Origin of the sequence: Paracoccus marinaquae (genome assembly GCF_018860165.1) — a bacterium.
Taxonomy (GTDB): Bacteria; Pseudomonadota; Alphaproteobacteria; order Rhodobacterales; family Rhodobacteraceae; genus Paracoccus; species Paracoccus marinaquae.
The window spans coordinates 116063-136335 of record NZ_JAHKNG010000006.1 but is presented as its reverse complement, the minus strand read 5'-3'; the positions used below and the strand labels follow the sequence as shown (position 1 = coordinate 136335).

The 20273-nt window shown below is 67.8% G+C and carries 23 protein-coding genes; 13 read left to right on the top strand and 10 right to left on the bottom strand.

Annotated features, from left to right (window positions below):
• The first annotated feature begins 101 nt into the window (after window positions 1-101).
• The gene (locus KNW02_RS05840) at window positions 102-596 is read left to right on the top strand and encodes a TRAP transporter small permease subunit (protein ID WP_216032331.1); all 495 of its coding nucleotides are present in this window, start codon (window positions 102-104) and stop codon (window positions 594-596) included.
• Between the two features lies 1 nt (window position 597).
• Window positions 598-1926 carry a TRAP transporter large permease gene (locus KNW02_RS05835; RefSeq protein WP_216032330.1) on the top strand — a complete coding sequence of 443 codons (1329 nt, stop codon included), beginning with the start codon at window positions 598-600 and terminating at the stop codon, window positions 1924-1926.
• Between the two features lie 52 nt (window positions 1927-1978).
• Here the strand turns inward: KNW02_RS05835 and ppk2 are convergent, their stop codons facing one another.
• The 5 genes from ppk2 to KNW02_RS05810 form a co-directional block, all read right to left on the bottom strand.
• Complete coding sequence (gene ppk2 / locus KNW02_RS05830; RefSeq protein ID WP_216032329.1) at window positions 1979-2884, bottom strand: polyphosphate kinase 2; 906 nt, start codon at window positions 2882-2884, stop codon at window positions 1979-1981.
• A gap of 76 nt (window positions 2885-2960) precedes the next feature.
• Window positions 2961-3455 carry a hypothetical protein gene (locus tag KNW02_RS05825; RefSeq protein WP_252733470.1) on the bottom strand — a complete coding sequence of 165 codons (495 nt, stop codon included), beginning with the start codon at window positions 3453-3455 and terminating at the stop codon, window positions 2961-2963.
• 35 nt (window positions 3456-3490) lie between these two features.
• Window positions 3491-3775, bottom strand: a complete 285-nt coding sequence (locus KNW02_RS05820; protein WP_216032328.1) for an I78 family peptidase inhibitor — start codon at window positions 3773-3775, stop codon at window positions 3491-3493.
• A gap of 4 nt (window positions 3776-3779) precedes the next feature.
• On the bottom strand, window positions 3780-4127 hold the full coding sequence (locus KNW02_RS05815; protein ID WP_216032327.1) for a hypothetical protein: 348 nt from the start codon (window positions 4125-4127) through the stop codon (window positions 3780-3782).
• 102 nt (window positions 4128-4229) lie between these two features.
• Complete coding sequence (locus KNW02_RS05810; RefSeq protein WP_216032326.1) at window positions 4230-4919, bottom strand: TetR/AcrR family transcriptional regulator; 690 nt, start codon at window positions 4917-4919, stop codon at window positions 4230-4232.
• Between the two features lie 222 nt (window positions 4920-5141).
• Here KNW02_RS05810 and KNW02_RS05805 point away from each other — a divergent pair, with 222 nt between their 5' ends.
• Entirely contained in the window at window positions 5142-6569 is a 1428-nt protein-coding gene (locus KNW02_RS05805) for a Glu/Leu/Phe/Val family dehydrogenase (RefSeq protein ID WP_216032325.1), read from the top strand.
• A gap of 12 nt (window positions 6570-6581) precedes the next feature.
• Here the strand turns inward: KNW02_RS05805 and KNW02_RS05800 are convergent, their stop codons facing one another.
• The gene (locus KNW02_RS05800; RefSeq protein WP_216032324.1) at window positions 6582-7532 is read right to left on the bottom strand and encodes an L-threonylcarbamoyladenylate synthase; all 951 of its coding nucleotides are present in this window, start codon (window positions 7530-7532) and stop codon (window positions 6582-6584) included.
• Window positions 7533-7642: 110 nt separating this feature from the next.
• Here KNW02_RS05800 and KNW02_RS05795 point away from each other — a divergent pair, with 110 nt between their 5' ends.
• From KNW02_RS05795 to KNW02_RS05780, 4 genes are read left to right on the top strand one after another with little or no spacing between them, the layout of a single operon-like run.
• Window positions 7643-9340 (top strand): acyl-CoA dehydrogenase family protein, encoded by a 1698-nt coding sequence (locus tag KNW02_RS05795; RefSeq protein WP_216032323.1) that lies wholly within the window; start codon window positions 7643-7645, stop codon window positions 9338-9340.
• Window positions 9340-10359, top strand: coding sequence for an MBL fold metallo-hydrolase (locus KNW02_RS05790; protein ID WP_348524684.1), 1020 nt, complete (start codon window positions 9340-9342; stop codon window positions 10357-10359). The genes KNW02_RS05795 and KNW02_RS05790 overlap by 1 nt, the downstream gene beginning before the upstream one ends.
• A 53-nt stretch (window positions 10360-10412) precedes the next feature.
• On the top strand, window positions 10413-10565 hold the full coding sequence (locus KNW02_RS05785; protein WP_216032322.1) for an aa3-type cytochrome c oxidase subunit IV: 153 nt from the start codon (window positions 10413-10415) through the stop codon (window positions 10563-10565).
• Between the two features lie 18 nt (window positions 10566-10583).
• Entirely contained in the window at window positions 10584-11210 is a 627-nt protein-coding gene (locus KNW02_RS05780; RefSeq protein WP_216032321.1) for a hypothetical protein, read from the top strand.
• Here the strand turns inward: KNW02_RS05780 and KNW02_RS05775 are convergent.
• Both KNW02_RS05775 and KNW02_RS05770 read right to left on the bottom strand, forming a co-directional pair.
• Window positions 11195-11530: an AzlD domain-containing protein gene (locus KNW02_RS05775; protein ID WP_216032320.1), complete on the bottom strand. Its 336-nt coding sequence runs from the start codon at window positions 11528-11530 to the stop codon at window positions 11195-11197. The two genes, KNW02_RS05780 and KNW02_RS05775, sit on opposite strands and share 16 nt — an antisense overlap.
• Window positions 11527-12312: an AzlC family ABC transporter permease gene (locus KNW02_RS05770; protein ID WP_216032319.1), complete on the bottom strand. Its 786-nt coding sequence runs from the start codon at window positions 12310-12312 to the stop codon at window positions 11527-11529. Before KNW02_RS05770 ends, KNW02_RS05775 begins: the two co-directional genes overlap by 4 nt.
• A gap of 45 nt (window positions 12313-12357) precedes the next feature.
• Here KNW02_RS05770 and KNW02_RS05765 point away from each other — a divergent pair, with 45 nt between their 5' ends.
• Complete coding sequence (locus KNW02_RS05765; protein WP_216032318.1) at window positions 12358-12873, top strand: GNAT family N-acetyltransferase; 516 nt, start codon at window positions 12358-12360, stop codon at window positions 12871-12873.
• Here the strand turns inward: KNW02_RS05765 and KNW02_RS05760 are convergent.
• Together KNW02_RS05760 and greA are read right to left on the bottom strand one after the other, a co-directional pair.
• On the bottom strand, window positions 12870-13826 hold the full coding sequence (locus KNW02_RS05760; RefSeq protein ID WP_216032317.1) for a hypothetical protein: 957 nt from the start codon (window positions 13824-13826) through the stop codon (window positions 12870-12872). The two genes, KNW02_RS05765 and KNW02_RS05760, sit on opposite strands and share 4 nt — an antisense overlap.
• 4 nt (window positions 13827-13830) lie before the next feature.
• Window positions 13831-14301 carry a transcription elongation factor GreA gene (gene greA / locus KNW02_RS05755; RefSeq protein ID WP_216032316.1) on the bottom strand — a complete coding sequence of 157 codons (471 nt, stop codon included), beginning with the start codon at window positions 14299-14301 and terminating at the stop codon, window positions 13831-13833.
• 241 nt (window positions 14302-14542) lie between these two features.
• Here greA and KNW02_RS05750 point away from each other — a divergent pair, with 241 nt between their 5' ends.
• The 5 genes from KNW02_RS05750 (at window position 14543) to acpS (ending at window position 20256) form a co-directional block, all read left to right on the top strand.
• On the top strand, window positions 14543-16198 hold the full coding sequence (locus tag KNW02_RS05750) for an electron transfer flavoprotein-ubiquinone oxidoreductase (RefSeq protein WP_216032315.1): 1656 nt from the start codon (window positions 14543-14545) through the stop codon (window positions 16196-16198).
• Between the two features lie 89 nt (window positions 16199-16287).
• The gene (locus KNW02_RS05745) at window positions 16288-18111 is read left to right on the top strand and encodes a tetratricopeptide repeat protein (RefSeq protein WP_252733468.1); all 1824 of its coding nucleotides are present in this window, start codon (window positions 16288-16290) and stop codon (window positions 18109-18111) included.
• Window positions 18112-18120: 9 nt separating this feature from the next.
• Window positions 18121-18954: a 4-(cytidine 5'-diphospho)-2-C-methyl-D-erythritol kinase gene (locus KNW02_RS05740; protein ID WP_216032314.1), complete on the top strand. Its 834-nt coding sequence runs from the start codon at window positions 18121-18123 to the stop codon at window positions 18952-18954.
• A 29-nt stretch (window positions 18955-18983) separates the two neighbouring features.
• Complete coding sequence (locus KNW02_RS05735) at window positions 18984-19718, top strand: pyridoxine 5'-phosphate synthase (protein ID WP_216032313.1); 735 nt, start codon at window positions 18984-18986, stop codon at window positions 19716-19718.
• Between the two features lie 124 nt (window positions 19719-19842).
• Window positions 19843-20256: a holo-ACP synthase gene (acpS, locus tag KNW02_RS05730; RefSeq protein WP_216032312.1), complete on the top strand. Its 414-nt coding sequence runs from the start codon at window positions 19843-19845 to the stop codon at window positions 20254-20256.
• Window positions 20257-20273 lie beyond the last annotated feature (17 nt).

The window sequence follows — 20273 nt, the reverse complement described above, 5'->3', positions numbered from 1 at the left end:
CGGTTAGCCTGCGCGGCGGCTGCTGCCGCCGGTCCGCTTCGTGCGGCGATGATCCCTGGGGCGCGCGCCGCCGCGGGGTCCCGACCCGGGCGCGCGCTTTGATGCGGGTGATCGAACGGACGCTTCTGGATCTGGCGGTTCTGGCCACGGTCATGCTCTGCGCGGTGGTGGTCGGCAATGCCGTCTTCGGCAGCAGCACAGCCGCCGCGACCGGCCTCGTGCGCGACCTGATGATTGCCACGATCATGTTGCCGCTGGCGGCGGCCAGCGCCGCCCGGGCGCATGTCGCGGTCACTTTCCTGACCGACCGGCTGCCGCACCGGCCGCGCGGCTGGCTGATCCTGTTCGGGCATGCCGTCGCGCTGCTGGCGCTGCTGCCTCTGATCCATGCCGGGTTCGCCGAGGTGATGCGCCTCGGGGCGACGACGGAACTGCCCGACGTGGAAACCGGCCCGGCACGCGGGCCGGGGATCGCCCTGTTTCTGGCCGGGCTCAGCCTCATGTGGTTGCGCATAGCGATCATGCTGGTCGCCGATCTGCGCGAATTCCGGGCCACCGGCACCATCACCGACGAGCACGGACAGGAGGCCGTCTGAGATGGAGCCCGTCACCATCGGCCTTGTCGCCCTGCTGCTGGTCGTCCTGCTGCTGGCGTTGCGGGTTCCCATCGCCTTCGCGCTGGCCGGGGTCGCGGCCCTGGGAACCTTCTTTGTCCATGCGACGGGGCAGGGTGCATGGCTGCCCGCCGAGGCTGCCGTGCAGACGGGGGCGGCGATCTTCGCGGATGCCTTCGATCTGGTCCATTCCTACGATCTGTCGATGGTGCCGCTGTTCATCATCCTCGGCAATATCGCCTTCTATGCAGGCATCACGATCCGCATCTATGACGCGGCGGCGGTGTGGCTGCGCCCATTGCCCGGCGGTGTCGCCATGGCCTCGATCCTGGGCTGCGGAGGCTTTTCGGCGATCTCGGGATCCTCGGTTGCCTGTGCCTCGACCATGGGGCGCATCTGCGTGCCTGAGATGCTGCGGCTGGGCTATGATCCGCGGCTGGCCACTTCCTCGGTGGCGGTGGGCGGCACGCTGGGGGCGCTGATCCCGCCCTCGATCCTGTTCATCCTCTACGGCGTATTCACCGGAACGCCGATCGCCCAGCTGTTTCTGGCCGGGATCTTGCCGGGGCTGCTGTCGCTGGCGGGCATGCTGCTGGTCGTGGCCTGGTGGGTCGGCGGCGATCCGGCGGCGGCGCCGCGCGCCGAGGCCGCCGAAAGCAGCCGGATCGACGCCGTTCTGGCGGCCTGGCCGGCGGTGCTGCTGTTCGTGATCATCGTCGGCGGGCTTTACAGCCGGCTTCTGACCGCGCCCGAGACGGCGGCGGTCTGCGTCGTGCTGGTCGTTGTTCTGGGTTTCGTGCAGCGCCGGCTGACGCCGGAGATCCTGCTGCGGACGCTGCGCGAAAGCCTGATCCAGACGGCGGCCATCTTCCTCGTCGCGGCGGCGGCCAAGATCTTTGTCGGCTTCGTCGCGCTGAGCGGGCTGGACGCGGCGCTGGTCAACTGGGCCGAGGGCGCGGGGCTCAGCTTTTTTGCCATGATCGCGGCCAGTGTCGCGATCTATCTGATCCTCGGCATGTTCTTCGAACCGATCGGCATCCTGGTGCTGACCCTGCCTTTCGCGGTGCCGCTGGTCGAGGGGTTCGGCATGGACCTGATCTGGTTCGGTGTCGTCGTGGTCAAGCTGCTGGAAATCGGGCTGATCACGCCGCCGGTCGGGCTGAATGTCTTCGTCATCGGCAATGTCGCCCGCGATGTGGGCATCGACCGTGTATTCGCCGGGGTGATGCGGTTCCTGGCGATCGACATCCTGGTGCTGCTGATCCTGATCCTGTTCCCAATCATTTCCACGCTGATTCCGGCCTCGATGTAAGGCCGTATCCCCCGGCCGCGGCGGCGGTCAGGGGAGGGGACAGGCTGTGCAATCAGTAGCGCTGCGGAACATAGAGGTCCCGCGGCAGCACCTCGCGCTCGTAATCCGGGTTGAAGACACGGTCCGGCAGCGTGATCTCCTCATGCGGGACTTCGGCATAGGGGATCATGTCCAGCAGATGGCTCATGCAGTTCAGCCGCGCCCGTTTCTTGTCGTTGCCGGGCACGATATACCACGGCGCCTCGGGGATGTTGGTGCGCTCGAACATCTCTTCCTTGGCCTTGGTATAGGCCTCCCAGCGGACCCGGCTCTGCAGGTCCATCGGTGACAGCTTCCACTGCTTCAGCGGGTCGTGGATGCGCATCAGGAATCGCATCTGCTGTTCCTCGTCCGTGACCGAGAACCAGTATTTCACCAGCCGGATGCCCGAGCGGACCAGCATCCGTTCGAATTCCGGCACGTCCTGGAAGAACTGCTCGACCTGATCCTCGCCGGCGAAGCCCATGACCCGCTCGACCCCGGCGCGGTTGTACCAGCTGCGGTCGAACAGCACGATCTCGCCACCGGCCGGCAGGTGCGGGACGTAGCGCTGGAAATACCACTGGGTCTTTTCGCGATCCGAGGGCGCGGGCAGGGCGACGACGCGCGCCACGCGCGGGTTCAGCCGCTGGGTGATGCGCTTGATGGCGCCGCCCTTGCCGGCGGAATCGCGCCCCTCGAACAGGACCACGACCTTTTCCTTGTGATGGCTGACCCAGTCCTGCAGCTTGATCATCTCGGCCTGCAGGCGCAGAAGCTCCGAGAAATACAGCCTGCGGTCCATCTGCTCGGGATGATTCTCGCGATAGATCCGCTTGATCTCGGCTGACAGAATGGCGTCTTCCAGCTCGATTTCGTAATCTTCGTCAAGCGTGTCCTGCAACTCGGCGTCGAGCCAGTCCTTGGGTTGGTCTTTCATCGTCCTCTCCGGCGTTTGCGGCAGGGTCTAGGGCAGGAATGTAACGGAATTAAGGCGGTTCGTCGCGCCCGGCGACTCAGCGGGAAAAACCTGCGGCGCAGGACCGGGTGACGGCCAGGACGAAACCCTGCCGGCCGCCATCGACCGTGACACACCATTGCCCCGATGTCGTGAACAGGCTGCGCGTGCCCCGCGCCGGCCGGTAGGCGATGCGCCGCCCGTTCACGTCGAACAGGTTCAGCACGCCGCCCGCATTGGTCGCGTAATAGCCCAGCACGGTGCCATCGGCGGTGATGATCAGCCGCTTTTCGTTCGCCGGGTTCGTGGGCTGGTTCTCCCATGCCGAAGTCGAATTCGCCGTATTCCCGGCCGAGTTCCAGGGCGCGTTGGGTGAATTCGCCGGCCTGGCCGGGTTGTTGGCGGGATGGCCGGGGCCAAGATCGAAGGGCAGTTGCGTCTGGTCCAGCACGATCAGCGGCGCGTCCGCGCCGGCGGGCACACCGACAAGACCGCCAAGCAGCACCAGCAGCCCGAGGCAGGTGGCGCGCGCTGTCCGGCCGGTCCCGGTCATCACCGGCCTGTCACAGGCCGGTCGCATGTCGCGGCTCAATAGCAGCTGACCTTCTCGATACGGCCGCTGCGGCCATATTCGATGTTCAGCCGCTCGGGGCGGAAATCAGAGGTCACCGCATCCTCGGGGCCGATCAGCCGCGTCCCGATCGGGAAGGTCATCTGCTGCAGCACCTCGCGCGGCTGGCCGATCAGGCCCTGATAGCCCGCGGCCCCGCACTCGTCCGCAGGCGTGTCGGGAACGGTCACGGGTGGCACCGGCTCGCAGGCGGCAAGCCCCACCAGCGCGATCAGGCCAGGAAACAGAAGTGTCAGGCGCATCGGATCACCCGCAATCGATATTGTAGATATTGCCCGAGGCATCCAGCCGGAACACGATCCGGTTCGGATCGTATTCCTGCGATTCGATGCCGCGATACTCGACCACGCGATGGTCGCGGGTGATCCCCAGCGTCGGAATGACCGAGCCGGGCTGACCCAGATAGGGCACGTAATCCTTGGCCTTGCACAGATCCGGCTGGCGTTCTTCGAGGCCGCTGATGCCCTCGGTCGGTGTGGGGGGCGGTGGCACCACGGCGGGCAGGGTGGCAACCGGCACCGGGGCAGGCACGGGGGCGCAGCCCGCAAGTGCCGCCGCGATCGCGGCAAGTGGCAGGATCCTGGTCTTAATCATGTTGTCGGCGTCCCTCGGTAGCCCTGCAGGCATTTTTCTCGTGACCGCACTTATAGGCGCTACGCCGCTGCTTGAGAACCCGAGTGGCGAATCACGTTTCCATCATTGGCCGACCGCCCGGCTGGGCTTGTCCCGCCGCGCCCCGTCCTGACGGGCGGATGAGATCGGCAGACTGTCCCGGTCGCGATGGGCGAGTATGAACAGGCGCGCGGCGCTGTCGCTGATCTGCCTGATCGCGGCCTCGCGGGCGCCCGGGGTGCAGGTCAGCAATGCCCGTTCATGCAGCAGCGCGCCCGACAGGCGGATCAGTTGATCCGCGGCCAGATCCGTATCCTCGATGCTCAGCTCGCCCGCCGCAACCCAACGGTCGAGATGGCCCTGCACGACCTCTCGCAACTGCGCCGTCACGGTCGTGTAATAATGCCGCGAGACTTCGGGAAAGCGTGCCGCCTCGGCGACGCTGCTGCGGTGAATCTGCAGTGCCGGACCCGAGACCAGCCAGGCCGCGATCTGCCGGGTCATCATCGGCAGCGCCTCGTCCGCGCTGGCCTCGGGGCTGATCCGGATCGGGTTCTGCGTGGCCACCCGCGCGATCTCGTCCATCAGCACTTCGCGATACATCTCTCCCTTTTCGGGGAAATAGCTGTAGAGCGTTGCCTTGGAGACACCGGCAGTTCTGGCAATGTCATCGACGCTTGCCCCGGAATAGCCGTCGCGCAGGAAAACGTCCCGGGCGCCGTTGCAGACCTGCTCGAATTTTCGCCCCCTATTGGGCTTTGGCTTTGCCAACATGTCGTGACCTCGCAATGTGCTTCAAAATGATCGTTCAAGCGAATAATGCCGAGATGGGCCGTCCGGTTTCTCGGATGCGCCAGCTTAGGCCGAAAACTGCCACAAGTAATCCCTGACATTTGGACTGGTCCGGAGCGCATGACATGGATCATTCCGCGCCGCTCGCTTAACGTCGCGGCACGTTGAGACGAATCGCGTTTGCTTAAAGGGGAGGCAGCAGAGATGGCGGTCGGAACGAGTTCTTTTCGCGACTCAGTTGACAGGATGTTTGGTCACGCCGCGGGGCTGATGGATCTGCCGCCGGGGCTGGAGGAGAAGATCCGCGTCTGCAACTCGACCTATACGGTGCGCTTCGGGGTCAGGCTGCGCGGCGCGATCCACACCTTTACCGGATATCGCTCGGTGCATTCCGAGCAGATGGAGCCGGTGAAGGGCGGCATCCGCTATTCGCTGGACGTGACCCAGGACGAGGTTGAGGCGCTGGCGGCGCTGATGAGCTATAAATGCGCGCTGGTCGATATTCCCTTCGGCGGATCGAAGGGCGGGTTGTGCATCGACCCGCGGGCCTGGGACGAAGAGGAACTCGAGAAGGTGACGCGCCGCTTTACCTACGAGTTGTCGCGCCGCAACCTGATCTCGCCCAGCCAGAACGTCCCGGCACCCGACATGGGCACGGGCGAGCGCGAGATGGCCTGGATGGCCGATGCCTACAAGCGGCTGCATCCCGACGATATCAACGCGCGCGCCTGCGTGACCGGCAAGCCGCTTGGTTTGGGCGGGATCGCCGGCCGCGTCGAGGCCACCGGCCGCGGCGTGCAATATGCGTTGCGCGAGGTTTTCCGACATGATGACGTGCTCAAGCGGGCCGGGCTGCAGGGCGGTCTGGCGGGCAAGCGGATCGTGGTGCAGGGGCTGGGCAATGTGGGCTATCACGCCGCCCAGTTCCTGTCCCTCGAGGACAAGGCGCTGGTCACCACCGTGATCGAGCGCGACGGCGCCATCAGCAACCCGCAGGGGATCAATATCGACGCCCTGCGCGGCCATATCCGTGCCACCGGCGGGGTGCGCGGCTTCACCGGGGGCGATTACCGCGAGGAGGGGCTGCTGGGGCTCGAGGATGAGTGCGATATCCTGATCCCGGCCGCGGTCGAGAGCGTCATCCATGCCGACAATGCCGAGCGGATCAGATGCAAGATGATCATCGAGGCCGCGAACGGCCCGGTCACCGCCGATGCCGACGAGATCCTGAAGCGCAAGGGCGTCGTGATCGTTCCCGACATGTATGCCAATGCCGGCGGCGTCACGGTGTCCTATTTCGAATGGGTGAAGAACCTGTCGCAGATCAGCCTCGGCCGGCTCGAGCGGCGCCACGAAGAGGCCCGCGCGCGCATGCTGATCGAGGAACTCGAACGCATCTCCGCGGATACCGGCACGAACTTCAAGCTGGCCAAGGGGTTCAAGGACCAGTTCCTGATCGGCGCGGACGAGCTGGAACTGGTGCGTTCTGGCCTGGATGACACCATGCGCGAGACCTTCGGCACGATGAAGGAGGCCTGGATGGCCAACCGCAACATCGACGACCTGCGCACCGCCGCCTATGTGGTGGCGATCCGGCGCATCTCGACGGCTTACGGTTCTCTGGGGCTGTAAGGCTTGCCGCGGCTATGGCCGCGGTGCCGCGGCCCGGCGCAGGCGGTCATTGATCGCCGTGCCAAGGCCGTGTTCGGGAATCGGTGCGACCGCGATGGGTTTGCCCTCGCGGTCGGCCCGGCGCAGCATCTCGAACAGATTGGCGGCGGCTTCGGTCAGATCGCCATGCTCCGAGAGGCTGAACCGGCCGGGCTGCCCGAAGGTGATATGGGTTTCACCCTGCCGGGGCGTAGCTGCGTTCAGGCGCAGTGTCGCCTTGGGCGCGTAATGACTTGCCAGCTGCCCCGGTGCGCTGGGGCCGCCGGGGTCGGGTTCGTGCCGGGCCAGCCGCCGGCCGAGCGCCGCTTCGATGGCCTCGGCGGGGATGCCGCCCGGACGCAGCAGCGTTGCCTGACCACCGGGCCAGCCGATGATGGTCGATTCGACCCCGACCGGGCAGGGCCCCGCATCCAGAACCGCCGCGATCCGTCCCGACAACCCGCCCTCGGGGTCCAGCACATGGTCGGCGCTGGTCGGGCTGATCCGGCCCGAGGCGTTTGCCGAGGGGGCCGCCAGCGGCCCGCCAAAGCGGCGCAGCAGGGCCTGGGCTGCCGGATGTGCGGGCACCCTGACCGCGACGGTCGGAAGGCCGGCGCTGACCAGTGGCGCGATGCCCGATTCCGCGCGCAGCGGCAGCACCAGCGTCAGCGCGCCGGGCCAGAAGGCCATGGCCAGCGCCTCGGCCTCGGGGTCGAAAACGGCGATCCGCCGGGCGCTGTCGAGATCGGGCAGGTGGACGATCAGCGGGTTGAAGGCCGGGCGGCCCTTGGCCTCGAAAATCCGCGCCACGGCCAGCCCGTTCCGCGCGTCGCCGGCCAGCCCGTAGACGGTCTCGGTCGGCATGGCGACGGTCCGGCCATCGGCCAGCAGCCGGGCGGCGCGGGCGAGTCCTTCGAGGGTGGGCGGCAGCCGTTCGGTTTGCATCTGTGACGCTGGGTTTGGGTTGAGACTTGGCGGCATCCACATAAGATGCCGCAGGAAGCCGAGTGATAATTGCGCAGGCAGTCTTTGCCAAGCAGCGGGGAGAAGATCAGATGACATACGAGGCGCCGGTCGCACAGATCGAATTCATCCTGAACCATGTCGTGCCCTTTTCCGAGGTTCGGCGGACCGGGCTTTTCGCCGAGGCGACCGAGGAAACCAGTTCGGCCATCCTGTCCGAGGCGGGCAAGATGGCCAGCCAGGTCCTGGCGCCGCTGAACCGCAACGGTGACCACACGCCGGCGCGGCTCGAGAACGGCAAGGTGCGCTCGTCCGAGGGGTTCGCCGACGGCTTCCGCGCGATCGCCGAGGGCGGCTGGATCGGGATTGCCGCCGATCCGGAATATGGCGGCATGGGGCTGCCGCAGGCGCTGAACATGGCAGTGGCCGAGATGACGGCCGGGGCCAATCTTGCCCTGCAGCTCAACCCGCTGCTGACCCAGGGCCAGATCGAGGCGCTGGAACATCACGCCAGCGACGCGTTGAAGGCGCTGTATTTGCCCAAGCTGATCAGCGGCGAATGGTCGGGCACGATGAACCTGACCGAGCCCGGCGCGGGCAGCGACGTGGGCGCGCTGACCAGCAAGGCCGAACGGAACGGCGACGGCACCTACTCCGTCTCGGGGCAGAAGATCTTCATCACCTGGGGCGACAGCGACGTGACCTCGAATGTCTGCCATCTGGTGCTGGCGCGGCTGCCGGACGGGGGCAAGGGCACCAAGGGGATCAGCCTGTTCATGGTGCCGAAGCTCATTCCCGACGAGTCCGGCAATCCCGGCGTCGCCAACAGCCTCAAGGTCGTCAGCCTCGAGGAAAAGCTGGGCATCCACGGCTCGCCCACCTGCGTCATGAGCTATGAGGGCGCCACCGGCTGGCTGGTGGGCGAAGAACATGGCGGCATGGCCGCGATGTTCACCATGATGAACTGCGCCCGGCTTGGCGTCGGCGTGCAGGGCGTCGGCGTGGCCGAGGCGGCGCTGCAGCAGGCGGTGGCCTATGCCACCGAACGCAACCAGATGGGACCGATCATCCAGCACCCGGACGTGCGGCGCATGCTGGCCACCTCGCGGGCCGAGATCTTCGCGGCACGGGCGATCTGTCTGGCCTGCGCGACGGCGATCGACCTCGAGACCGCGACCGGCGATGCCGACAGCGCGGCGCGGGCGGCTTTCCTCACGCCGATCGCCAAGGCCTATGGCACCGATGTCGGCTGCCGCGTGGCCGATACCGGCGTGCAGGTGCATGGCGGCATGGGCTATGTCGAGGAAACCGGCGCGGCGCAATATCTGCGCGATGTCCGCATCACCCCGATCTACGAAGGCACCAACGGCATTCAGGCCATGGATCTGGTCGGCCGCAAGCTGGCCGATGGCGGTGAGGCGGCGATGCGGCTGCTGGACGAGATCCTCGACGACGCCAAGGCGGCGCAGGCCGGTCACCCGGATCTGGCCAACCATGTCTGGCAGGCGGCCGAGACGCTGCGCGAGGCGACTCAGGCCATGCTGGAACGGTCCCTGCCCGAGCGATTCGCCGGCGCGGTGCCCTATCTTCATGCCTTCGCGCGGGTGCTTGGCGCGCATTTCCATCTGCGGGCGGCCAAGGCCGGCGGCGCGCAGCATGTCGCGCTGGCGCAGGTCTTCGTGGCCCGCGTCCTGCCGCGGTTCAGTGCCGATCTGGTCGAGGCGCAGGCCGGTCTGGACGATCTGACCGCCCTCAGCGATGCCGCCATGGCCGGGGATTTTGCCGCGTGATCGACTATCCGTTCGCGGCGCCTCCGGCCGAGGGCGAGGCGATCGAAGTGGCCGAGGGCGTGCTGTGGCTGCGCCTGCCGCTGCCGATGGCGCTGGATCATGTGAATGTCTATGCGCTGCGCGAGGATGACGGCTGGACCATCGTCGATACCGGCTTTGACACCCGCCGCGCCCGCGACATATGGCAGGGGCTGCGCAGCGGGCCCCTGGCCGGCCGGCCGATCCGGCGGGTGATCGGCACCCATCATCACCCCGATCATATCGGGCTGGCGGGCTGGTTCATGCAGGCCGACGGTGCCGAACTGATGATGAGCCGGACCGCCTGGCTGACGGCGCGGATGCTGCAGATGGATGTGCAGGAGCGGCCGACGCCGCAGGCGCTGGACTTCTGGCGCCGGGCCGGAATGCCCGCCGATCTGCTGGCGCGGCGCGCCGCCGAACGGCCGTGGAACTCGGCCGATGTGGTCCATCCGCTGCCGCCGGGCTACCGGCGCGTCCATGAGGGCGAGGAAATCCGCTTTGGCGGCCGGCGCTGGCGGGTGGCGATGGGCGATGGCCATGCGCCGCGCCATGCCACCTTCTGGTCGCTGGATGACGATCTGGTGATCGGCGGCGACCAGCTTCTGCCCTCGATCTCGCCCAATCTGGGGGTCTATCCGACCGAGCCCGAGGCCGATCCGGTCGGCGAATGGCTGGCCAGCTGCGCGCGGCTGTCCGGGTTGGCCGAGCCGCGCCATCTGGTGCTGCCGGGCCACAAGCTGCCCTTCACCGGATTGCCGCTGCGGCTGCGGCAACTGGTTGATAACCATCTCGGTGCACTGAACCGGATGGAGCAGGCCCTGGGCGAGGCACCGCGCACGGCGGTGGGCTGTTTCGACATCCTCTACAAGCGCCGCATCGCCGCGATGGAATTCGGGCTGGCCCTGGTCGAGGCGGTGGCACATGTGAACCACCTGCGGTTCGGCGGGCGGGTCCGCGCGGTCGGAGAAAGGGATGGTGGGACGCTTTGGGGGGCGTGACAGCGCTGCCGGATTGGGCTATCGCAGGGCAAAGTCAATCCGGAGGGGCAGCCATGGCCACGCATGACGAGATCACCGACTTCAAGCCGGGACAGATGGATATCGCCGCGCAACAGAAGACCTTTGCAGGCTTCATCAGGTTCGCCATCTGGGTGACGGGACTGTCGCTGCTGGTGCTGGTGTTCCTCGCGCTGGCCAACGCCTGATCGCGCAAGGCCCAATCCATGAAAAGACGTGTGTTTCTGGCGGCGCCCCTGCCGGCGCTGCTGGCTGCCTGCGGCGCAGATAACATCTGGGCCAGCGACGAGGCGGTGCGCTCGGCCCGCTTCGTCTTGGATCAGCCGCCCTCGATCACGCTGTTCACGGTGATCGGCATTCCGCGCGGACAGGGCGGGCATTCGGCGCTGATGCTGAACGGCAGCCAGCGGGTGATCTACGATCCGGCAGGCTCGTGGAAGCATCCCTGGATCCCGGAGCGCCATGATGTGCTGTACGGGATCACCGACAATTACCGCCGCTTCTACATCGATTACCACGCCCGCAGCACCTATTGGGTCGCCGAGGACAGGGTTCCGGTCAGCCGCGAGGTCGCCGACCTCGCCATCCGCCGGGCCGAGGCCAACGGCGCCGCCAACAAGAGCTTCTGCGCGGTCGAGACCGGCACGATCCTGCGCGGCCTGCCGGGGTTCGAACGCGCGCCGACGGGCTTTTCGCCGATCAGGCTGCGCGACTGGTTCCTGACCCTTCCGGGTGTTGTCTCGCAGCGCCACATGGACGGCGATCCGGCCAACAATCACGACGTGCTTCTGCGCCAGAAGGACGGCGTCGTCACCAATCAGCCCAGAACGTAAAGCATCCCGAACAGCGTGATAGCCCCGGCAAGGATCGCCAGCATCACGTTCCTGGTCAGCATGCCGACCGCTGCGGTCGCGGCCGCGGCGGCCAGTCGGGCGGGCTCGGGCTCGCCCCCGGTCGCGGCCGGCCACATGACCAGCGGCGCAACCAGCGCCGGCAGCACCGCGACCGGCGTATAGCGCAGCATGCGCAGCACCCAGGCCGGCATGTCGCGGTTGCCGAGGGCGCCGAGGAATGACCAGCGGATCAGGAAGGTGCCGATCCCGAGGACAACGATGATGATCCAGACCGTCAGGTCCGAGGCGCCGCCGGTCATGCCATGCCCTTCCGTGTCTCGGCCCAGCGTTCCACCAGGGCCCCCGTCGCCATGCCAAGCGGTGCCGCGATCAGCAGCCCCAGCCCCGAGGGCAGCCCGGCAAGCAGAAGTGCGCCGAGGACCGCGACGAAGCAGGCGGCCAGATGCGCCGGCGTGCGCAGCATCGGCGCGATCATCGCCAGAAAGGTGATCGGCAGCGCGAAATCCAGCGCGATATCGTCGGGGATCGCCCGCCCGACCGTCGCCCCAACCCATGAGGCCGCCATCCAGGGCAGGCACAGAACCACGGCCGTGCCGGCGAAATAGGCCAGGCGCTGTTGCAGGGACAGGCGCGGATGGCGCTCATAATGCTGGATCGACAGGGCATAGCTCTGGTCGATCAGCGTATAGGCGATCCAGATCTTCTGCCTGCCGGTGGCCCCGCGCAGCCAGGGCACCAGCGAGGCCGAATACATCGCCATGCGCAGGTTCACCGCCAGCCCCGACAGGATGACGATGAAGGCCGGGGCATTGTCCGACAGCAGCTGCACCGCAGTGAATTGCGAGGCCCCGGCCAGCACCAGCACCGAGAAGCCCATGATCTGGGCGACATCCATTCCGGCCTCCAGCGCGACCACGCCGAACAGGATGGCGAAGGGGATGATGACGATCAGAAAGGGCAGCGATTGCAGGACCCCGTGCAGGAACGCTTCGCGCGGGGTCCGGGCAAGCGCGCGGGCGCCGGCCGGATCATCCGAGACCGGCGTCTGATGGTCGGGTCGAGGGGCGGGCGAGGGGGCCATGATGCCTTCCGTTTCCGTGCGGTTCGCGGCATCCTTGCTTGCACGATGCGCAAGTCAAGACAAGTCCACCCGCTGCAGATCCGCAGCCCGATTCCCGCAGCAGCGCTGCCTGCCGCTGCGGCCCTGTGGTGGGGCGGTGTCGGCCCCGGCTGGCCGCGCCAGGTGCCGGAGGTCCGGGCAAGCCATGGCATCGTCGCGCTGGATGCCCGGGGCGAGGTGCAGGGGGTCGCGGGCCTGCGCGACGGTGCGGGCGGGTTTCCGGCGCATGTGCCGCTGCTGGCCCGGCTGGCGTTCCGCGCCGCACCGGCCACCGCGGATCTGGTCATCGACGGGATCGTCGTGCGGGAACCGGGGCAGGGTGTCGGACGCCTGCTGATCGAGGCTGCCGGTGGCCATGCGCGCGCCGGCGGCCATCCCGGCCTGCGGGTCGAGGTGGCGGCGCGGAACCACACCGCCTGCGCCTTTTACCGGCGGCTGGGATTTGCCGAGATCGGGCGCGGCCGCTATGGCTGGCCGTGGTCGGGAGAGGTCCTGTTGCTGCGGCGCCCGGAGGGCGCCTAGCCGAAAATCCCGGCGGCGCGCCCGACCAGCATGAAGGCGCGGGCCGAGCGGGTATCGGCCAGGATCGCGATCTGGTCGTCGTCCAGTTGTGGCACCAGACGGCTCAGCAGCCCGTCGAAATGGCGCAGGAAGTGATGGGCGGTGTCGCGGAAGATCTCGTCCCCGCGCAGCAGCACCGAGGCCACCTCCAGCGCGATCTCGTCATGGATGCCGCCTAGGGCGGCGATGGCGCTGCCGCGGGCGCCCTCGGCCTGACGCCGCCAGACCGCGGCAGGGGCCAGGTCGGGCGGCAGGTCGTCCATATAGATGTCCTGCGCCGCCAGCAGCGTCACGACATCCTGCGCGGCCCGCAGCACACGCGAATTTTCGTGATCCTTCAGCGCCAGGCGCAGGGCGGCGATGGCTTCGCCATCATCCGGTCCATCGGGGAAGTTCAGCGCCCGGATCAGGGTTTCGGGGGCGATGTCCACCGGCTCGGGCGTATCGAAGGGCATGGCCGTCTGGCGGCTGTCCACGGGGCGCGTGCGGGGCGCGGCGGCTGCGCCCGCGCGCGGCTGCGGTGCCCGCGCGGCGGTCGCCGCCGGCTGCGGCGGGGCGTGACGGGGCTCGGCCGGCGCCGGGGCGGCGCGGCGGCCTTCGGCCGAAGGCAGCGGCGCGCCGCGCGTGGCCGCATATTCGCGCAGCTGGCTCAGGCGCTGGCGCAGATCGTCGGCCTCGGCGCGGAGGGCGGCGACGGATCGCGCCAGTCCCACCGCCATCCAGATCAGCCCCAGCGGCAGGACCACGCCGATCGCGCTCAACAGCCATGCCACGCCGCCCGGGCGGCCGGCCTCACCCGGGGCCAGCAGCCAGAACAGCAGCACCAGAAGCAGCCATGCCGCGGTCAGCGCGACGCCGATCGTGGTCGTCGCGTCGCGCCGAGCCAGTGCGGTGATCCGGGTCAACGGGGACATGCGCCTATTCGTAGCGGATGGCGAGGATTTCATAGCTGCGCTGGCCGCCCGGCGTGGTGACCTCGACGCTGTCGCCCTGATCCTTGCCGATCAGCGCGCGGGCCAGCGGCGAACGCAGGTTCAGCAGCCCGCGCTCGATATCGGCCTCGGCCTCGCCGACGATCTGATAGACGCGCTCTTCCTCGGTATCCTCGTCGACCAGATGCACCGTGGCGCCGAACTTGACCGAGCCGGACAGCCTTGTCGGGTCGATCACCTCGGCCCGCGACAGAATCGATTCCAGTTCCTTGATGCGGCCCTCGATGAAACCCTGCTTCTCGCGCGCGGCATGATATTCGGCATTTTCGGACAGATCGCCATGTTCGCGGGCCTCGGCGATCTGACGGATGATCGCCGGGCGTTCCTTCGATTTCAGCCCGCCCAGTTCGCTTTCCAGCGTCTGAAAGCCGCTGCGGGTCATCGGTATCTTGTCCATCGCTGCCCAGTCCTTTCGGGATGCGGTTGCCGTCCTGACGCTAGTCGAACGCCCCCGCCATTGGTCATGGCAGGGGCGCGAATTCCGTCCGAACTATCGTGCACCCAATTTCCGGGGCTTTGCAAGCCTGCCCGCGGCGGCAATGGCGGTTTTCGGCTTGCCGCGCCGCCGCGGAACAATTGCCCCGGGCGTAAACGCAGGGTAGTGCTGATGCAGCCAGAGCGAAGGAGGAAGCCCAGCCATGCCCGTTGATTCTGAGATGACGCGCGAGTCGATGGAATATGACGTTGTGATCGTGGGCGGCGGGCCTTCGGGCCTGTCTGCGGCGATCCGGTTGAAGCAGATCGACCCGGAAATCAGCGTCGTGGTTCTGGAAAAGGGTTCCGAGATCGGCGCGCATATCCTGTCGGGTGCGGTGCTGGACCCGTCGGGGCTGGATGCGCTGATCCCCGACTGGAAGGACCGGGGCGCGCCCCTGAAGACCGAGGTGGTGGACGACAATTTCTACATCCTCGGCGAAGCCGGCGAAGTGCGGGTGCCGAACTGGCCGATGCCGCCGTTGATGAACAATCACGGCAATTACATCGTCTCGATGGGCAATGTCTGCCGCTGGCTGGCCGAGCAGGCCGAGGAACTGGGCGTCGAGATCTTCCCGGGCATGGCCGCCAGCCAGCTGGTCTGGCAGGGCAGCCGCGTGAAGGGCGTCGTGGCCGGCGAGATGGGGCTTGAGGCCGACGGCACGCCGGGGCCGAACTATGAGCCCGGGATGGAACTGCACGGCAAATATGTCTTCATCGCCGAGGGCGTGCGCGGCAGCCTCGCCAAGGAGGTGATCCACCGCTTTGGCCTCTCGGACGACCACGAGCCGCAGAAATTCGGCCTCGGCATGAAGGAAATCTGGGAGGTCTCGCCCGAGAAGTTCCAGAAGGGCCGGGTGGTCCACACGATGGGCTGGCCCCTGGGCAGGAATGCGGGCGGCGGCAGCTTCATCTATCATTTCGAGGACAATCAGGTGCTGGTCGGCTTCGTCGTGCACCTGAACTATGCCAACCCGCATCTCTACCCCTACATGGAGTTCCAGCGCTTCAAGCATCACCCGATGGTCGCGGAACTCCTCGAGGGGGGCAAGCGCGTGGCCTACGGCGCCCGCGCGATCAGCGAGGGCGGCTGGCAGTCGATCCCCGAACTCAGCTTCGAGGGCGGCGTGCTGCTGGGCTGCTCGGCGGGGCTTGTGAACGTGCCGCGGATCAAGGGCAACCACAATGCCATGCTGTCGGGGATCGCGGCGGCGGAAGCCGCGGCCGGGGCCATCGCCGCGGGCCGCGAGGGCGACCGGCTGACGGATTACGACAGGGCGGTGCGCTCGGGCGCGATCGCCAGGGACCTGAAGCAGGTCCGCAACGTCAAGCCGATCTGGTCGAAGCTGGGGCTCTGGCCCAGCCTCATGCTTGGCGGCTTCGACATGTGGGTGGCGAACCTGACCGGCTGGAACCCGATGGGGACCTGGAAACACGGCAAGACCGATGCGCAGGCGACCGGCAAGGCGGCGGATTACAAGCCGATCGACTATCCCCGCCCGGATGGCAAGCTGTCGTTCGACCGGCTGACCAATGTCAGCTTCAGCTTCACCAATCACGAGGAAAGCCAGCCCTGCCACCTGCGGCTGAAGGATGCGTCGATCCCGATCACGGTGAACCTGCCCGACTATGCCGAACCGGCGCAGCGATACTGCCCGGCGGGCGTCTATGAGGTGCTGCAGGGTGACGATGGCCCGCGCTTCCAGATCAACTTCCAGAACTGCGTCCACTGCAAGACCTGCGACATCAAGGACCCCAGCCAGAACATCAACTGGACCACGCCACAGGGCGGCGACGGCCCGAATTACCCGAATATGTGATCGCTCTCGGTGCGGCCTGACCGTTGCGGGGCGGAAGGTGCAGGTTTAGGGTCAAAGTCAACGATTTCGTGAAGTCTGGGATAATTGCCTTGAACCTGACCCGCCCGAATCCGGGCCTGATCGCCGCCTTGCTGCTGTCGCTTGCCGCCCCGACCGTCCTGCACGCGCAGGATCGACCCGAGCCGCGCCCTGCTCAGGCTGATGAGGCGGGGGTGGAAGCATCGCCGCCCCTGACCTACGGTCTTGCCGGACCCTATCTCGCCGCCCGCATGGCCGCCGCCGAAAGCGATTTCCGGGCCGCCGCGCGGTATTTCGCGCAGGCCGTGGCTCATGACCCGGGCGACCCCTTCCTGCAGGACAGCGCCCTGGTTGCCTTCGTGTCCGCAGGGCAGATCGATCGCGCGGTGAAGCTGGCCGAGCAGATGCAGGCCGAGGGGGGCGTGACCGAGCTGTCGCGGCTGGTCGGCCGCGCGGACCTGGTCCATCGGGGCGACTGGAATGCCCTGTTGGCCGCAAGCCCGGCGGCCGAAGAGGGGCTGGTCGAGGTTCGGGACGACCTGATGGGGGGGATGATCCAGGCCTGGGCGCTTTTGGGTGCCGGGCGGGCTTCGGATGCGCTGGCCGCCTTCGAGGCGCTGGCCGTCAACCCAGATATCACGCCGATGGTGAATTACCACCTGGCCCTGGCCCGGGCGCTGGTGGGCGATTACGAGGGCGCCGAGGCGCTGCTGGCCGATCAGGCCACCGGCGCGCATATGCTGGGTGTCACCGCCCGCGCCCAGATCCTGACGCTGCTGGAACGGCGCGACGACGCGGTGCGGATGCTGGACGACCTGCCGGGTCTCGATGCCGAACCGCAACTGCTGGACCTGCGTACGCGGATTCAGTCCGGAAAACCCGTGGGCTTCGATGTCGTCCGCACGCCCGCCGACGGCATCGCTCAGGTCTTCCTGACCTTCGCCAGTGCGCTGGCCGCCAGCCCCGATCCCGAGCCGCTGTCGCTGATCCATGCACGTCTTGCCGCCTGGCTGTCGCCCGAGATGGGTGAGGCCCGGCTGGTGGCGGCGCAGCTTCTGCAGGAACGCCAGCAGTTCGATCTTGCCGAGCCCGAATTCGAGGCGTTGCGCCGCATGGGCCAGATGCGTCCGGTCGCCGAACTGGCGCGGATCGACGCGCTGTCGCGGGCCGAACGCCATGACGAGGCCGAAAAGGCCGCGCTCGCGCTGACCGCGGCCTATCCCGATCTGCCCCAGGCCTGGATCGCGCTTGGCGACATGCTGCGGCAGCAGGAGAAATTCGCCCAGGCCGTGCCCGCCTATGACAAGGCGCTGACGCTGTTGCAGGACGGGCCCGGGCAGACGCGCTGGTTCCCGCTCTATGCGCGCGGGATCGCGCTGGAACGCTCGGGCCAGTTCGAGCGGGCCGAGCAGGATCTGCTGGCGGCGATCGAGATCAATCCCGATCAGGCCAGTCTCCTGAATTATCTGGGCTACAGTTGGATCGACCGCAACGAAAAGCTGGATCGCGGGCTGGAGATGATCCAGAAGGCGGTCGAGCTGTCGCCGGGCGACGGCTACATCCTCGATTCACTGGCCTGGGCCTATTTCCGCCTCGGCCGCTATGACGAGGCGGTGGAGCCGATGGAGGCAGCGGTCGGGACCATGGCTTCGGATCCGCTGGTCAATGATCATCTGGGCGATATCTACTGGATGGTGGGGCGCCACCGCGAGGCCGAGATTCAGTGGCGCCGTGCCCTGTCGCTGGAACCGACCGACAGCGGCGATGTCGATCCGGACCGGATACGGGCCAAGCTGGATCAGGGGCTTGATGCGGTGCTGGCAGGGGAAAAGGCGGGCGATACCGCTGGTGCTCCGCATCCGCAGCAGGCCGAGTCCACCACCGCATCCGAGTGATTGCAGGCGATGACGCATGACGCGGTGGTCGAGCCGGCGCCGGCCAAGCTGAACCTTGCGCTGCATGTGACCGGGCGCCGGGGTGACGGCTATCACCTGCTGGATTCTCTGGTCGCCTTTGCCGCGACCGGCGACGAGGTGCAGCTTTCGCTCGGCCCCCTGTCCCTGCAGGTGACCGGACCCTTCGCGCCGGGGCTGGCGGCGGACGAGGATAATCTCTGCCTGCGGGCCGCGCGGCTGGCCGCGGCCGAGGCGGCGATCGTTCTGGACAAGCGCCTGCCCGTGGCCTCGGGGATCGGCGGCGGCTCGGCCGATGCGGCGGCGGTGCTGCGCGGTCTGGCGCGGATGGGCCATGCCCTGCCGGACATGCCGGAACGGCTGGGCGCGGATGTGCCGGTCTGCCTGCTCTCGGCGCCCGCGCGCATGCGGGGCGTGGGCGCGATCGTGACGCCCCTGCCAGCCTTGCCGCCAGTCCCGGTGGTGCTGGCCAATCCCGGCGTAGCGGTTGCCACGCCGAAGGTTTTCGGGGCCTTGGAACGGACTGACAATCCGCCGCTGCCCGACATCCCCCGCTTCGCCGATCTGGCCGCGCTGATCGGCTGGCTGCGCGGAACCCGCAACGACCTCGAGCCTCCGGCGCTGCGGCTTGCGCCGGTGATCGCCCGGGTCCTGGCCGCGCTGACCGCCCAAGGGGCCGGTTTCGCGCGTATGTCCGGGTCGGGGGCCACCTGTTTCGGGCTGTTTGCCGCTGCGGCGCAGGCCGACAAGGCCGCCAAAGCATTGAAACAGCATGGCTGGTGGGCGGTGGCAACGGAACTGGCACCGCCGCTGCGGCCCCGCTAGACTGCGCCGGAAACAAGCGGAGGGAAGCCATGCTGCGTCTTGGCGTCAATATCGATCACGTCGCCACCATCCGGAACGCCCGCGGCACGCCCTGGCCCGATCCGCTGCGTGCCGCGCGTATCGCCGAAGAGGCCGGCGCCGACGGCATCACCGCCCATCTGCGCGAGGATCGCCGCCATATCAGCGATGCCGATATCGATGCGCTGATGGCGGGCCTGCGCCTGCCCCTGAACCTCGAGATGGCGGCCACCCCCGAGATGCAGCGGATCGCGCTGCGCCACCGGCCGCATGCGGTCTGCATCGTGCCCGAGAAACGCGAGGAACGCACGACCGAGGGTGGGCTGGACGTTGCCGGCAACGAGGCCATGCTGGCCGATTTCATCGCGCCCCTGCGTGAGGCGGGCAGCCGGGTGTCGATGTTCATCGGCCACGAGCCCGCCCAGATCGAGGCCGCCGCCCGCATCGGCGCCGCGGTCGTGGAACTGCATACCGGCGCCTATTGCGATTACGACACCGAGGGGCGGAGCGAGGACCGCGATGCCGAACTGGCCGGGCTGCGCGCGGGCGCCGCGCTGGCCGCCTCGCTGGGGCTGGAGGTTCATGCCGGCCACGGGCTGACCTTCGATACCGTCGGTCCCATCGCCGCATTGCCGCAGGTTGCCGAATTGAACATCGGGCACTTCCTGATCGCCGAGTCGGTCTTTACCGGGCTGGGTGCTGCCATCCGCGAGATGCGCCGCTGCATGGACGAGGCGCGGCGATGATCCGAACCACCGTCGCGGCGCCTGAGCCGGGCACCCGTCGTCACCATCGGCCAGCAGGCCGACGGATGCCTCGCGGCTTCTTCTTCATTCAAATATCCATGATCCCGCCGGGGCCGTCCTTGGCATGATCCTCGGCATCGGCACCGACCTCGCGAATATCGAGCGGATTCAGGGCACGCTGGACCGTTTTGGCGACCGTTTCCGCAACCGGGTCTTCACCGAGACGGAACTGGCCAAGGCGGCGCGCCGCAAGGACGAGGCCGGAACCCTGGCCAAGCGGTGGGCCGCGAAGGAGGCATGCTCGAAGGCCCTGGGAACCGGGCTCGCCATGGGCATCAGCTGGCGCGACATGGCGGTCAGCAATCTGCGAAGCGGCCAGCCGGTGATGCATCTGACCGGCTGGGCGGCCGAAAGGCTGGCGCAGATGACCCCGCCCGGACACGAGGCCCTGGTCCATGTCACGCTGACCGACGATCACCCCTGGGCACAGGCCTTCGTGGTGATCGAGGCACGCCGGCTTGATGGCCCGCCTGCTTGACTTGCCCCCTTCAGCGG